Source organism: Brevibacillus sp. MS2.2 (assembly GCF_013284345.1).
GTDB classification, from domain to species: Bacteria; Bacillota; Bacilli; order Brevibacillales; family Brevibacillaceae; genus Brevibacillus; species Brevibacillus brevis_C.
Map to the genome: position 1 here is coordinate 15,367 of NZ_JABSUZ010000032.1, position 12,037 is coordinate 27,403.

A 12,037-nucleotide genomic window follows, 5' to 3' on the forward strand; every position below is an offset into this window, starting at 1 on the left:
AGACGAAATGAAAGTCATTTACGGAAAAGAACAGACCCGCTATGACCTGACCCCGGCCGTTACCGAGCTGTCCTGGTCCTCGGCCAGGGGACAAATCGCTCAAAATTGTGATGTGAGAATCAAGGAAGGCCCGCCGTTGCAATCGGCGGGTTTTTTGATGCTCTTTACGGGTGCAGAGCTAAAAGAATCCCAACAGCTTTTCCATGGTCCGCTCGTTCGTTTCGACCGAGACGATCGGACGGGCGATCTATCCGCCACAGCATACGAGTTGGGCTGGTATTTGCAAAAAAACGAAATCTCCAGACTCAAGCTGGACGGGGACGCAGGGACAGAGCTTGCACGAATCATCAAGTCGGCAGGTATCAATTTTAGCTGCCCTCCCTTTGGTTTCACGATTAAGGAGAGAATCCCATCCCAATCATACACGTCTCTCTTTACTTCGCTGACCGAGCAAGCTTATGAAAAGACAGGCATCCGCTATTTCGTACAATACCAGCGCGACAAGCTGATGGTACTGCCCGAGGGGAAAAACAGTATCATCCCGATGTTCAAGGCCAGTTTACTCGCAAGCAGTTCGACGGGCGAAAGTATTGAAGAAGTTTACACCGTCGTGACCGTAGAACGCTACCGAGATGATCGGGTTGTGAGCAGTGCAACGAAATCAAATGATAGTCTGGTCAAACAAATCGGGCGCATGCAAAAAGTCATCGACGCAGGTGAGGACAAAAACGTAGCTGGAATGGCAGGCAAGCAGCTTGCAGAGTTGTCAAAAATCCCCAAGACACGCTCGATATCGGTTAGGCACGAAGATGAAAATGCAGCGCGGCTGCGTGCTGGGTGGCTCATCAAAATCATGGAAAAAGACAATAAAACCATCACGGATTGGATCGTCACTAGCTGCCAAGCGCGTTGGCATGGCGGTCAATACACAATGGATCTCCAATTGGAAAGGAGGACGTGAGGGATGCATTCCATTATTGCAAAACTGAGAGGGTACTCACAGGACGGCATCGAGAACACGCAAGGGGAGTTCGGCAAGCTTTTGTCGCTGTCACCCTTGTCTGTAAAGCTGGACGAGGACCCGACGCCATTGGAGCCGTATGAGCTGTCGGCATTACGATCTGCCCAATTAAAGCCAGAGGATGTGGGCCAAAAAGTAGCCCTGTTGCGTTGCAACAACGAACAATACCTCCTGCTTGGGGTGGTGGAATGATGTTTCCGCAGTTGCAAGGGACAGAAGAGATATTGGCGCTAGGAACCGAATTGCCGATTCCATGGACATATCGGTTCGATTGGGAAACGAAGCAGCTGAAGCAGGGACCAGACGGAAGATATTTGCGCACCAAGACGTATGTTGAGTACTTGGAGGAGACGGTGAAAAAGATCCTCCATACACGGCGGTTCCGTTATGCGATCTACTCGGAGCGGTATGGCGTGGATTTTCTGGCCGACAAAGGGCGAATGCGGTCTGCGCTGTCCTTGTCCGTGATTAAGGCACAGGTTCAAGAAGCGTTGGAGGCGCACAGTGAGATTGAGCATGCGGAGGTGCTCGATATCCATTACGAGGGGAATCGGGTTATTTTGCATGTGGAGATTGCCGGGATGCGTGGATCGACGAGAATGGAGGTGGATGCATGGCAACGTTAGAGAAGCCTGAGATGCCGATACTTCGGGAGACGCCTGAGCAGATTTATCAGCGAATAGCTAATCGTATGGCGATCATTGCAAAAGAGCGTGGTGAAACTCCACCTGCGACAGAAGAAGGTGAACTGTTTTACGATTTGCTTTATCCATTAGCGGAAGAGATCAGTGAACAGCAACAGTTATTTGAATATGGCTTTTTACAGCGATTTCTGCCATGGGCCGAAGGGGAGTATCTTGACGCAAATGGAGTTTTCTTCGGACTTTTGAGACATAAAGATGAAGTTGACGCTTCGTACAGACAACGTTTGATAGACAGAGCTCGCACAGAAGAAGGGGACGGAAGGCGTGCTGACTACGAACGGTGGGCACGTAACACTGAGGGGGTTGGAGGGGCTGTAGCTGTTGAGAAAGCGCGTCACGACAATTCGATTGATATTTACATTACGGACTTGAGTGGTCAGCCAGCATCTAAAGAGTTAGTACAGCAAGTACGAACAAAACTAGAGGATAATCGAAAGGCTCTTCATGACCTAAACGTCTTCCCTGCGAAGGTTTTCCCAATCTCTATTTCAGTTCGTCTGGTTGTACGGCCAGAAGTGGAGGTTACAAAAGTGAAGGAGCAAATCACAACACAAATTAAAGCGTACCTTAAAGGGCGTTCTCTTATTGTGTATCAACAGTTAGGGGCACTGTTTTTCGTGGATGGTGTTAGTGATTTCACTGAATACACGTTAAACGGTGAGAAAGCAAACCTAACCGTACCATCTGATTCTGTCTCTACACTGTCTTTGGTGGTAACTGTATGATCCCAGAAAGATACCGAAGCATGTTACCGCAGCAGTGGTATGAGAATAAAGTCGCTGAACTTCATTTTGAGGGTGCAATGAGCGCTATAGACGCCCATTCTCAAAAACGTACAGACGTTGAGCAACAGTTTTTACCCCTGACAGCAATCTGGGGATTAGATGTATGGGATTGGATTTATTTCGGGAACAAGCAACTGATGCCTGTTGATGATCGGAGAAAGAACATTCAAAGAAAACACTGGGGAAGACTCCCATTTACGATGCCAATACTTCGATCATTGGGACAAACAGTCGGTGATTTAATTTCCGTGACAGAAGACTTTTCGAAAAAAGAAATTGAATTTGAATTTTCACTTCAGCTACCAATCGATTTAATCATGCTTCACGATATGTTTGAACAGATGCGCCCTATTCATGTTAACAGAGAGAGAATCGTCATAAGACGAAGTGGACGTCTAGAGTTCAAACTGGGAACCTATCAGACTTACGAGAGTACTACTCTAGATTGTGGGGCTTTTTATGCGGGAGGTGAGAACGATTTATGTTAACAGATTACGCTCTCAAGCAACAAACGAATGCCTTGGAATCGATTTTCCATCAAGCAGAGGTCGAAATCGATGGTAATTTGTTCCCTGCCACCTTAGAAAAGACACGTCAAGGTACGAGTAAAATAACGATTCTCGTTCGGATTCAGGCAAAACAAGCGGGTCTTATCACGAAGCGTATAGTAAAAGATCTTCATGGCGAGGTGGTTTGGCAGGATAACGTGAATATAGCAAAACCGGAAAAAGAAATAGCAATCAGCATTCCCATAGAAGTGAACTGGAAAGTAGGTGGATAGAGTGGTTTACAACAAACAGCAGCATGTTAATCGATTGGTTGATCGTCCAAACACATACACGATTACACAAAACACGGATGGTACAGCCAAGATACTACCCGCATGGAACCAAATAGCAGGTACGCCAGTAGATGAGGTTCGGCTTAACCATATGGAGGACGGTATCGAAAGTGCTCATAAGAGTTTGGATGAGAAAGTAAATACCATTCGGCCTATTTTTTATGGGCATCCATCTATTAAAGCATTTGCACCTGATGATCATGTGTTTTTGCAATTTTACCCGGACAAAGACAATCCATCAAAGAGAGAGGCTCATATAGGTTTTCCAAATAACTCAACGATTGATTTCACACTGGCAAACGAAAAAGTTGATGGCGGCATCAATCTCTTAACCAATGGTGCTGGCAAGGTATTGATTAACAATCAACAAGTATTTCATCAAGGCAATCCGGAGATTCAAAACAATCCAAACCTATTGAAAAACTCTACAGGTCGTTTTGGACTTTTAGGTTGGTCTGATCAAAGCGGGAAAAAGATTTCTGTGGTTAAAGGAAGCGAGGGTGAAGGGGATTATTTCGCAGCAAGAGTTGGTGCCGCTGCTAACGAGCATCCCTATTTGAGCAGCGACTTTATTGATTTGAAGGAAAATACCCCGATTTCATTGTCAGGAGAAATGCAGACAATCGGCATAACTTCCGGCGCAATTTATTTAGAAGTACAGTATTACAAGTCCGATGGTACACTAATTAATAGTAAGAATGTAACAGCGCAAAATGGTAGAAAGTGGTCATTTTATTTCTTTACAGCAACAACGCCACCACTTACTGTAAAAGTAAAAGTAATTCTCGCTATTAATCCAAGCACAACACTTACAAATGCTGCATGGCGCAAAATCAAGCTAGAAGCAGGGGTAAAACCGACGCCATATAGCGCCGAGGGTGATCTCGGATTCGTCTTGGCTCCAGAAGTGAACCTTACGAATGGAACGAAAATCTCGGAATCCGTAAATCAACGTACGGCGCTCTATGTCCACTCAAATAGATTTGATGTTTTATCACAAAATGGGTCGAATCTGATCCTATCAGCTAACGCAGGAGATCGCTCGTTCAAATTCCTTAATAGCGAAGTAATGAGAGCAGATAACATGGGGACGCATTTAGCTACTGATTCCATACATGGGTTTATGAGTAGCGGCGATAAGAAGAAACTAGATAAAATTGAGCCGTATGCAACATCTTTTTCTAACACTATTCAGTGGGAGTTAACCCCCAAAAACGGATGGTCAACCTCCAATACTTATGAAGCCGCAAGTTCCGCATTAATTGCGGACAATAACAGTACTGCTGGATTTGTTTTGCTAATGGGGGAGCTTACTTTATCTTATACACCTGCGCAAGGAAGTGTAATGGCTACGCTAATGGCTTCTCACCGTCCGCAAAGTATAATAGCGACTAGGGTACCAGTGGTAATAACAGAGTTGAGTAGCTCCGAGAAACTTCATTTAGGATTCATCCTCATTGATGGCAGAAGTGGTGACATGTCACTACATTTTAATGCAAATACCACGATACCAATGGGTGGGATACGTGTAGTTCTCACTGGAGCATGTTTCCGAGCTAAGCGTATGTGAGGAGGGAAAGATAAATGAAGCAAATACAAGTGTACAGAATTGACAAGGATGGTTATTTCATTGAGCCGATATTGATTGACGGAAATTTTTTACCAACTGATCAATTTCCAAAAGACCTGGTTTTAATTAAACCAACAGATGGATTGTTCAAGGCAAAATGGAACTCTGGACAGTGGGAAGAAGGTCTGTCTCAGCAAGAGATTGACGAGATAAAGAACCCACCACGACCTCCTTCTGAGCCTGAAATCATCGGGCAACAAATTGTAGAAAAAGAGCTTCAGATCCTGCAATTACTGAACGAAAACAAGGAGCTAAGCCAATTTATTGCTGATCTTGAACGAAGATTGACCCAAGGAGGACTGTAAAATGACTGATTATCAAAAATGGCAGTACTACTATACCCGCGGTTGGGTAACCGATGATCAGCTCAAACAGGTGGTGTCCTTCGGCAAGATCACTGCAGAAGAGTTTAAAACAATCACTGGACAATCATACAAGGCCTAAGCACTCTTTTTATATGAAAGGGCGCTTTTTCTTTGTTATGACACTATTGTTCACGAGAATAATAAAAGGCTTCGTTTTAAGCGAGGCCTTTTTTGCTATGTAAGCCAAAGGAGGAGACACACCATGAAACCCCTACACACCTTAGAAAGCATCGCAACCCCAGCAAACGCCTGGGCGACAACAGCGGGTGCAATCGTGTCGCCTGCCTTTCACTATCTATATGGCACCAACCGCCAAGACATCCTCATCGTCCTCTTTTTCCTAATCCTCCTCGACTGGATCACAGGCATCTCCGCCGCCAAAAAAGACCAATCCTACTCCTCCGACTACGGCCTCTCCCGAATTCCCCGCACCCTGTTCCTCATGGCCCTACCAGCCGTAGCCAATCTCCTGGACCGCGTCATGGGCACCCCAGGCTTCTTGTTCTACGGCGTCACCTCTGGCCTCATCTACCACACGTGGACAAGCCTGACCGCAAATGCCCACCGCGCAGGCTGGCCGATGCCCAAATCTATCGAGAGATTAGTCAGTGCCGAAATCAAGGCAAAGGCTGAGCGAGCCAAACGAAAGGAGTCCTAATAAACAATGAAAATCACCGAGATGCTTTTGACCAACGTAAATTCCCGCCCCAAAAAGAAGATCGTCCCAAAAGGAGTCGTCATCCACTGGACGGCCAACGAACGCAGCGGTGCAAATGCCGTCGCAAACCGAAACTACTTCAACAGACCAACGACAGTAGCGAGCGCCCACTACATCGTGGATGACAAACAAATCATTCGCTGTCTGCCTGAGGACGAGATGGGCTACCACGTCGGGGCGAAAACTTATTCACAGGCCGCCTTGACCAAATTGAGCAACTATCCGAACAACTGCACGATTGGGATTGAAATGTGCGTCAATGCAGATGGAAGCTTTGCGAAAATGTACGAGCAAACGGTGGCACTGACCGCGGATATCTTGAAACGACATGGCTGGGGAGTCGAGCACCTGTGGCGTCATTACGACATTACGGGGAAAAACTGCCCGGCCTTTTTTGTCGTCAATACGACCGCGCAAAATTATACGGGAATGTCAGCGAAGGACGCATGGGCAAAGTTTCAACAGGATGTCCACAGGTTTCTCACAGCTTATCCACAAAAACCACAGCCTGATGTGGATAAGTGCGCGGTTGAACTGACACTTACTTCCACTGGGAAACTAATCGATGATGTATCCTATGTACCCATCCGAATGATTGCGGAGGCAGTGGGTGGAGCAGTGGAATGGGAGCCTTCCACGCAAAAAGTGACTGTGAACGGACAGGAAATCTCCTATGTAAACGACCAGGGAACTACTTTTGCGAAAACAAGAGAGCTGGCTGACTTGCTTGGATTGCAAGTGGAGTGGGACGAGCCGAGAAAAGCGGTCGTATTGAAGAAATAAAAGAAAAGCCGCAGATTCCGTCTGCGACTTTTCCCATTACATACTTTTACTCAATGGAAATCTGAATGATATCCGCTGCACTCAAGACAGCGCTTGGCTTCGTTTGCTGCTCATTCAGGCGAATGTGACCGTCCTTGATTTTGCGGACAATCTGGCTGCGGCTCCAGCCTTCTATTTGTTCAGACAGAAGTTTGTCGAGTCGGAAGCGAGCCTCTGCGCTCTCAATCCGAATCGTCACTTCCTGAACGCCTTTTTCCTGGTATTCATGCAAGGGGAGAGGAGGGAGCGGCGAGATTTCTTCGCTGAACTCCGTATCTGGTACCTCCCGATGATCTGTAAAGGCTTTGTAGATGGCCAGCTTTTCGTTCCACGTATGATTTTTTTCACATTTATAGATAGCGAAGCGATAGATGTTTTTGCCATTTGCGTTGTGGCGCCGGACGTTTGTATCGAAAAAGAGAACGGTTCGCCCGCAATTGCTGCAATATCGCCGCACTGGCTGATTTTCATGATTTTCACGTAAAACCCACGTATGCTCGATGGTATGCATGGTCCTTCACCTCGTGTAAAAAGTGAAAGGAACGCACTTGCTATTTGGATGTCCTGTAGGCCAGGTCATTTTTTGGACACAAAAAAACGGAGATTCCCCATAGCGAACCTCCGATAGGATCTTACCTACAGATTTCGTTACGTTCCTTTGTAATGGGAAAAAAGGGCAGACTGCTCCTGTGCGAAAAACCGTTTGTTTTCCGAAGGGCAAGCTATCCAGTTTTTTAGGCCATTACAAAGTAGTTGTTGGCATACGTAGTTACCGTACCTTTCCATCCAAATAGACGTGGCACCAGCATACCATATAATGGGTTAGTTTCCAAGGGGGATCGTATTGTTGACCACAGGAGGGCGTGTGGTTTTCACGCGTAAAGGAGCGGAGCCGTAGATTTGCTTCATCCAAAAAGGGACAAGCCCAAAGCCTGAGCCCGAATGCAGAAATGACGTTCCTCTCCCCGGAAGCTCAGATTTGGTATTTGCTTAAAGCTGACGCCAGCTTGCAGCGCTTTTCTGCGGATGAGGGCAACCCCCTAAACCACCTACCTCATATACCCCAGGGGGCACGGAGTTGTCCGTAGAAAGCGTACTTCCGCAGGTATTGCTCTTCTAAGGAAATTTGTTCATTGCGAGCGCATTCGAATTGGGTGTATTCATCTTTGAGCCACACCTGAGGGACAGGGAAGGTATCTGGTGTCCAGCTCGTCCAGAAGATTTCAGATATGATCTCTTTTTCAGAGGCGAGCAAAACTTCCAAAGTGGTTGGCTGGAGAAGCAAATCCGAATCGATGAGGAAGAGGGCATCGTAATCGTAGTGTTTGGCGTGGGCGATCATTTCGTCCTTGAATCCAGCGACCTTCCAAACGAGCGCGTCGCTCCAGGAATGGGTCGCCTCATCGCATGTGTAAGGATGGAGGCTGCCAGCAGCGGGGATAATGTCGACCTGTCCCGTGTGTTTATCTGCAAAGTTTTGAAGCATTTTGCTCGAAAGCGGATCGTTATTGTCATCTACGAACAAATAGTGCAACGTCAAGCTTGAACTTGAATAGCCTTTCTAACGAAAACAAAAACATCCGGAGAACATCTGGTTTCTGACAAACTGGACTTCCGATTAGCACGCGCGTTTTCACGCTCATAGCACCACCTCTCGCTTTTGTGCGAAGTACGAAGCATGTATGGAGCTCGCTGTGAAATCGTAGACAAGGGATTCATGTGCCTTCCCCATGCGCTCCATGTATCGTCCCAAAAAGTGAAAAGCGTAAAAGCTTCCCATTCCTTGTTCACTAAAATGCTCCCACTGAGTGTCCCCGATCTCCAAGCAGTACTCGAAAGCTTTTACCGCCTCGGCATACAGACCATGCTCCATAAGGAAAACGCCTTTGTAAAAATGAAGGTCTACGTAATTGGGGTAGATTTGAATAGCTCGTGCAATTCCCGGCCATGCTCCGAGCATACTGCTATGTTGAAAAGAATATCGAATTTCAGCTTGTAGCAAATCGACGGAGGAGGTTGTTTGGTGGTCAAGAAGCCTTTCATTGCTTGATTCACCAGTGTAAATGCATGCTCTAATTGTTTAGCGCGAAAAAATTCGTTTGCGAGATGGTAATCGCACCACGGGTCTTGTTTGGATTGCTTTCTTTCGTGACGTAAGAGCCTCAAGTTGCGCAAAGCTTGCTGCTTTTGCGAACCAGTGTAATGGATCAATTTCATAAAAAAAGCGTCGCCTTTGCTCGCACTTACAGCCTGACGAAGCACTCCCGGAGCAACGGGAGATACCGGAGCCACAGGAGAAACCGGTTCCATCGAATCGACAGGTACAGTCTTCACCAACATCAACGCCTTCGGGGCCAATACCTCAGGATCACTCATATCCATAGTCCTAGGAGGAACGAATATCCCTCTACCGAACAACCAGGTGTTAGCAGGTGGCATTACGGTGAATGCCCCAAATACGGTATTTACGGTTCCTTCGGCAGGGAACTACTTGATTTCGTATTCCATCAATACGACGGTTGCTTTACTGGTTAGCTCGAGGATCTTGCTAAATGGGACGCATTACACGCCAACGATCATCTCACCGCTGGAGCCACAATCACGCTGCAACTGTTCGGATTATTGGGAACAGCTACCCTTCTGACAGGGGCTGGAGCGACCTTGACAATTATAAAAATAAGCGCGTAGTAGGCAAAAAGGAGCTACGATAATAAGTAGCTTCTTTTCCCTTTCCTATTCTTTTTTATTAAAGTAGTAAAAATATTTAGTTAATTAACGGTGATGATAGTATAATAGATTGGAAGGGGATTTGCCTATTATTCGGAGTGGGGATAGATGCCGATGGATGACTTGGCAGTATATTTGGACGAGCACGAGGCAATGATCGTAAAAGAATTCAAGCGACGAATTGCGGTTTCGGACGGTGATCAATACAAGGGATTGATCCATCTGAATGGCCAAGCACTGTATCGTATGGTTATTGAATATTTTCGTTCGGAAATCACTCTTGAGGATATTAAAGAATTGGCTTACAAGGTCGCATATGAACGAAACCGGGCAGAGACCAACATTGGCGATTTTGTATCCAACGTGTGCATGGGCCGGGAAATGGTTATCGATCTTCTCCAAAAAGGTCCGTTTACGCCTGCCGTTTTGATGCCTGCCTTATTAAAAATAAACGAATGCTTTGATGTATTTTTGGTACACGCTGTTTTTAAATACACCGATCTCAAGGACGACGATTTGGAAGAGAAGAAGCTATTTATCGAGCGTTCTCACAAAGACAGGCTCACGATCCTGGGGCAAATGGCATCGAGCTTCGTCCACGAATTCCGAAATCCACTTACTTCCATTATGGGATTCTCTCGTTTGTTAAAAGAAGATTATCCGAATCTCCCTTACGTAGAGATTATTGAAAATGAGCTGCGGCAATTGAATTACCGGGTTTCCCAGTTTTTGCTGGTCTCGAAAAAGGGAGCGGTTTATAAACAAATGGAGGTTTTTAGCGTTTGGGAGTTATTCGATGAGATTCTTTCCTTCCTCTATCCGAATATCGTTGACGTGAATGTGGATATCAAATGCAGTATCGATCCTACCTTTCAACTAAAAGGCTACAAGGATGAGATGAAGCAGGTGTTTATCAACATCATTTCCAATGCACTGGATGCGTTACATAAAAAAACAGGCGATAAGGAGATTGTCATTGAGGTGTCCCAAACGCCTGACAGGTCCTTGATTACGGTTTCCAACAATGGATCGCCAATTCCACCTGACCTGCTCTCGGTTATTTTTGAACCGTTTTTCACGACGAAGGAGCTCGGTACTGGAATTGGCTTATACGTCTGCAAAGAAATTATTGAGCGGCATGGGGGAACGATCACATGCGAGTCTACTGATCAGTTGACGAAATTTTCCATGCAATTCAAGCCCTGTGACACATGTAAAAGTGGCTCGATGTCGATGAGCCATCCTATCTAACGGGACAAAAAAGCGACCTATCCATGAAGGCACGATCGTTAACAGACGTGCACCATGAATAGGTCATTTTTTGTGAAAAAGCTGTTTATTTGCTAGCCTGAAGCTGCCTGCGAGTTTGGCGTATGGTTTTGGAGATACGCTCCAGTTTGTTTACCAGCCAAACCAGCATGAGCGCCAACAGACAACTGCACCCAATAATCAGGAGCAAGTACAAGAGCGAGTACCACGTGTTTTCAAACAGCCAAGCGACCTCGCCGTATTTCGCAAACAGATAATCTTTGAACATGATCAAAAAAGCAGAGTGGAACAAGAAAATAAAATACGTCAGCCCTTTTCGAAACTTGATGTGCAAACGATCGACGCGTTCCAGAAAGAAGACCATGAGCACAAGAAACGACAGAAGCGTGGCGAAGACAAAAGTCAAATGCACAGCCACATACAGCTTGTTTGAGACAACAAAAAACAGCGCAGCCGCAGTGGAAACACCCGTCATCAGTGTCAGGATGGAACGGTTGTTTCGCAAAAAGGATAGAATCGATTCACGGTACCAATACAACACATGCCCCATGTACAGGGTAAAAATCCAGCTCGGGAGCATATGACGCGTGGTGAGCCCGAACCAGCCCTGATGGATGTAGTTGATGTACACGTACTGAATACCGAGCAGAATCCAAATGACAGACAAAATGTTGCGTTTGGTGATCACACGACGAAACAGATAGGCAAAAACGTAATACTGGCAAATCATAAATACAAAGTACAGATGGTCACCCGTTTTGCCTAAAACAATGTTCGTAAAGTCCTGGGCAGTTTGAGGCATCCCTTTTTTCAACAAGTAATGGTACAGGACACCAGAGACTAAATAAGGGACAAAAATATACAGAAGCTTCCCTGAAAAAAACTCGCGAGCAGTAGGGCTCTTGGCTTCAAAAGAATAAGCAGTCAAATAACCGGTGGCGATCGTCAACAGGACAGTGCCGTAGCGACTGATCTGATTGAGGGCCACGATCCAAAAGGGATCTGTAAAAGAAAGTGCAGAAGCCGTGAAATGACCGACTACAACGAGAAAACTTGAGAAGAGCTGGATGTAAAACAGAGATTTCAAGATTTTTGAATCTGTATACATTTCGATATTCTCCATTTCATCGTTTGTCGGCTGACGTTGTCGCTCAA

General features: G+C 46.0%; 17 protein-coding genes and 1 pseudogene. 13 read left to right on the forward strand and 5 right to left on the reverse strand.

Going from position 1 to position 12,037, the window contains the following annotated elements; translation table 11 throughout:
* Positions 1–7: 7 nt before the first annotated feature.
* The 11 genes from HP568_RS23130 to HP568_RS23180 all read left to right on the forward strand — a co-directional run bounded on the left by HP568_RS23130 (position 8) and on the right by HP568_RS23180 (position 6,847).
* A complete protein-coding gene (locus HP568_RS23130; protein ID WP_173630341.1) occupies positions 8–961 on the forward strand; it encodes an XkdQ/YqbQ family protein in 954 nt (317 codons plus the stop codon).
* 3 nt (positions 962–964) lie between these two features.
* Complete coding sequence (locus tag HP568_RS23135; protein WP_173630342.1) at positions 965–1,213, forward strand: hypothetical protein; 249 nt, start codon at positions 965–967, stop codon at positions 1,211–1,213.
* Positions 1,213–1,647, forward strand: a complete 435-nt coding sequence (locus HP568_RS23140) for a DUF2634 domain-containing protein (protein WP_173630343.1) — start codon at positions 1,213–1,215, stop codon at positions 1,645–1,647. Before HP568_RS23135 ends, HP568_RS23140 begins: the two co-directional genes overlap by 1 nt.
* Entirely contained in the window at positions 1,635–2,450 is an 816-nt protein-coding gene (locus tag HP568_RS23145; RefSeq protein ID WP_173630344.1) for a baseplate J/gp47 family protein, read from the forward strand. Before HP568_RS23140 ends, HP568_RS23145 begins: the two co-directional genes overlap by 13 nt.
* 20 nt (positions 2,451–2,470) lie before the next feature.
* Positions 2,471–2,998: a hypothetical protein gene (locus HP568_RS23150; protein WP_254551439.1), complete on the forward strand. Its 528-nt coding sequence runs from the start codon at positions 2,471–2,473 to the stop codon at positions 2,996–2,998.
* Positions 2,992–3,291: a hypothetical protein gene (locus HP568_RS23155; RefSeq protein ID WP_173630346.1), complete on the forward strand. Its 300-nt coding sequence runs from the start codon at positions 2,992–2,994 to the stop codon at positions 3,289–3,291. Before HP568_RS23150 ends, HP568_RS23155 begins: the two co-directional genes overlap by 7 nt.
* A gap of 1 nt (position 3,292) precedes the next feature.
* Complete coding sequence (locus HP568_RS23160) at positions 3,293–4,921, forward strand: carbohydrate binding domain-containing protein (RefSeq protein ID WP_173630347.1); 1,629 nt, start codon at positions 3,293–3,295, stop codon at positions 4,919–4,921.
* Between the two features lie 14 nt (positions 4,922–4,935).
* Positions 4,936–5,286, forward strand: coding sequence for a hypothetical protein (locus HP568_RS23165; protein ID WP_173630348.1), 351 nt, complete (start codon positions 4,936–4,938; stop codon positions 5,284–5,286).
* A gap of 1 nt (position 5,287) precedes the next feature.
* The gene (locus HP568_RS23170) at positions 5,288–5,425 is read left to right on the forward strand and encodes an XkdX family protein (protein ID WP_173630349.1); all 138 of its coding nucleotides are present in this window, start codon (positions 5,288–5,290) and stop codon (positions 5,423–5,425) included.
* A 123-nt stretch (positions 5,426–5,548) separates the two neighbouring features.
* Positions 5,549–6,004, forward strand: a complete 456-nt coding sequence (locus HP568_RS23175; RefSeq protein ID WP_173630350.1) for a phage holin family protein — start codon at positions 5,549–5,551, stop codon at positions 6,002–6,004.
* A 6-nt stretch (positions 6,005–6,010) separates the two neighbouring features.
* Complete coding sequence (locus tag HP568_RS23180; protein ID WP_173630351.1) at positions 6,011–6,847, forward strand: N-acetylmuramoyl-L-alanine amidase; 837 nt, start codon at positions 6,011–6,013, stop codon at positions 6,845–6,847.
* A 46-nt stretch (positions 6,848–6,893) separates the two neighbouring features.
* On the opposite strand, the gene HP568_RS23185 is transcribed toward HP568_RS23180, so the two are convergent.
* The 4 genes from HP568_RS23185 to HP568_RS29900 all read right to left on the reverse strand — a co-directional run bounded on the left by HP568_RS23185 (position 6,894) and on the right by HP568_RS29900 (position 9,262).
* On the reverse strand, positions 6,894–7,397 hold the full coding sequence (locus HP568_RS23185; protein WP_173630352.1) for a S4 domain-containing protein: 504 nt from the start codon (positions 7,395–7,397) through the stop codon (positions 6,894–6,896).
* Positions 7,398–7,940: 543 nt separating this feature from the next.
* A complete protein-coding gene (locus HP568_RS29890; RefSeq protein WP_254551441.1) occupies positions 7,941–8,426 on the reverse strand; it encodes a hypothetical protein in 486 nt (161 codons plus the stop codon).
* A 99-nt stretch (positions 8,427–8,525) separates the two neighbouring features.
* Complete coding sequence (locus HP568_RS29895) at positions 8,526–8,846, reverse strand: tetratricopeptide repeat protein (RefSeq protein WP_254551443.1); 321 nt, start codon at positions 8,844–8,846, stop codon at positions 8,526–8,528.
* Positions 8,789–9,262, reverse strand: coding sequence for a hypothetical protein (locus tag HP568_RS29900; RefSeq protein WP_254551445.1), 474 nt, complete (start codon positions 9,260–9,262; stop codon positions 8,789–8,791). Before HP568_RS29900 ends, HP568_RS29895 begins: the two co-directional genes overlap by 58 nt.
* On the opposite strand from HP568_RS29900, the pseudogene HP568_RS23200 reads away from it, so the two are divergent.
* Positions 9,153–9,574, forward strand: a pseudogene (locus tag HP568_RS23200) (BclA C-terminal domain-containing protein); the annotation flags it as partial. The gene HP568_RS29900 and the pseudogene HP568_RS23200 overlap by 110 nt on opposite strands.
* A gap of 147 nt (positions 9,575–9,721) precedes the next feature.
* Positions 9,722–10,864, forward strand: coding sequence for a sensor histidine kinase (locus tag HP568_RS23205; protein ID WP_048034802.1), 1,143 nt, complete (start codon positions 9,722–9,724; stop codon positions 10,862–10,864).
* 85 nt (positions 10,865–10,949) lie between these two features.
* Here the strand turns inward: HP568_RS23205 and HP568_RS23210 are convergent, their stop codons facing one another.
* Positions 10,950–11,990, reverse strand: coding sequence for an acyltransferase family protein (locus tag HP568_RS23210; RefSeq protein WP_048034801.1), 1,041 nt, complete (start codon positions 11,988–11,990; stop codon positions 10,950–10,952).
* Positions 11,991–12,037 lie beyond the last annotated feature (47 nt).

Coding starts and splice junctions, on each gene's coding strand:
- HP568_RS23185 (WP_173630352.1), bottom strand. CDS start 7,397: ATGCATACCATCGAGCATACGTGGGTTTTACGTGAAAATCATGAAAAT.
- HP568_RS23180 (WP_173630351.1), top strand. CDS start 6,011: ATGAAAATCACCGAGATGCTTTTGACCAACGTAAATTCCCGCCCCAAA.
- HP568_RS23210 (WP_048034801.1), bottom strand. CDS start 11,990: ATGTATACAGATTCAAAAATCTTGAAATCTCTGTTTTACATCCAGCTC.
- HP568_RS23205 (WP_048034802.1), top strand. CDS start 9,722: ATGCCGATGGATGACTTGGCAGTATATTTGGACGAGCACGAGGCAATG.
- HP568_RS23175 (WP_173630350.1), top strand. CDS start 5,549: ATGAAACCCCTACACACCTTAGAAAGCATCGCAACCCCAGCAAACGCC.
- HP568_RS29895 (WP_254551443.1), bottom strand. CDS start 8,846: ATGCTCGGAGCATGGCCGGGAATTGCACGAGCTATTCAAATCTACCCC.
- HP568_RS23155 (WP_173630346.1), top strand. CDS start 2,992: ATGTTAACAGATTACGCTCTCAAGCAACAAACGAATGCCTTGGAATCG.
- HP568_RS29900 (WP_254551445.1), bottom strand. CDS start 9,262: ATGAGTGATCCTGAGGTATTGGCCCCGAAGGCGTTGATGTTGGTGAAG.
- HP568_RS23150 (WP_254551439.1), top strand. CDS start 2,471: ATGTTACCGCAGCAGTGGTATGAGAATAAAGTCGCTGAACTTCATTTT.
- HP568_RS23165 (WP_173630348.1), top strand. CDS start 4,936: ATGAAGCAAATACAAGTGTACAGAATTGACAAGGATGGTTATTTCATT.
- HP568_RS23130 (WP_173630341.1), top strand. CDS start 8: ATGAAAGTCATTTACGGAAAAGAACAGACCCGCTATGACCTGACCCCG.
- HP568_RS23170 (WP_173630349.1), top strand. CDS start 5,288: ATGACTGATTATCAAAAATGGCAGTACTACTATACCCGCGGTTGGGTA.
- HP568_RS23145 (WP_173630344.1), top strand. CDS start 1,635: ATGGCAACGTTAGAGAAGCCTGAGATGCCGATACTTCGGGAGACGCCT.
- HP568_RS23140 (WP_173630343.1), top strand. CDS start 1,213: ATGTTTCCGCAGTTGCAAGGGACAGAAGAGATATTGGCGCTAGGAACC.
- HP568_RS23135 (WP_173630342.1), top strand. CDS start 965: ATGCATTCCATTATTGCAAAACTGAGAGGGTACTCACAGGACGGCATC.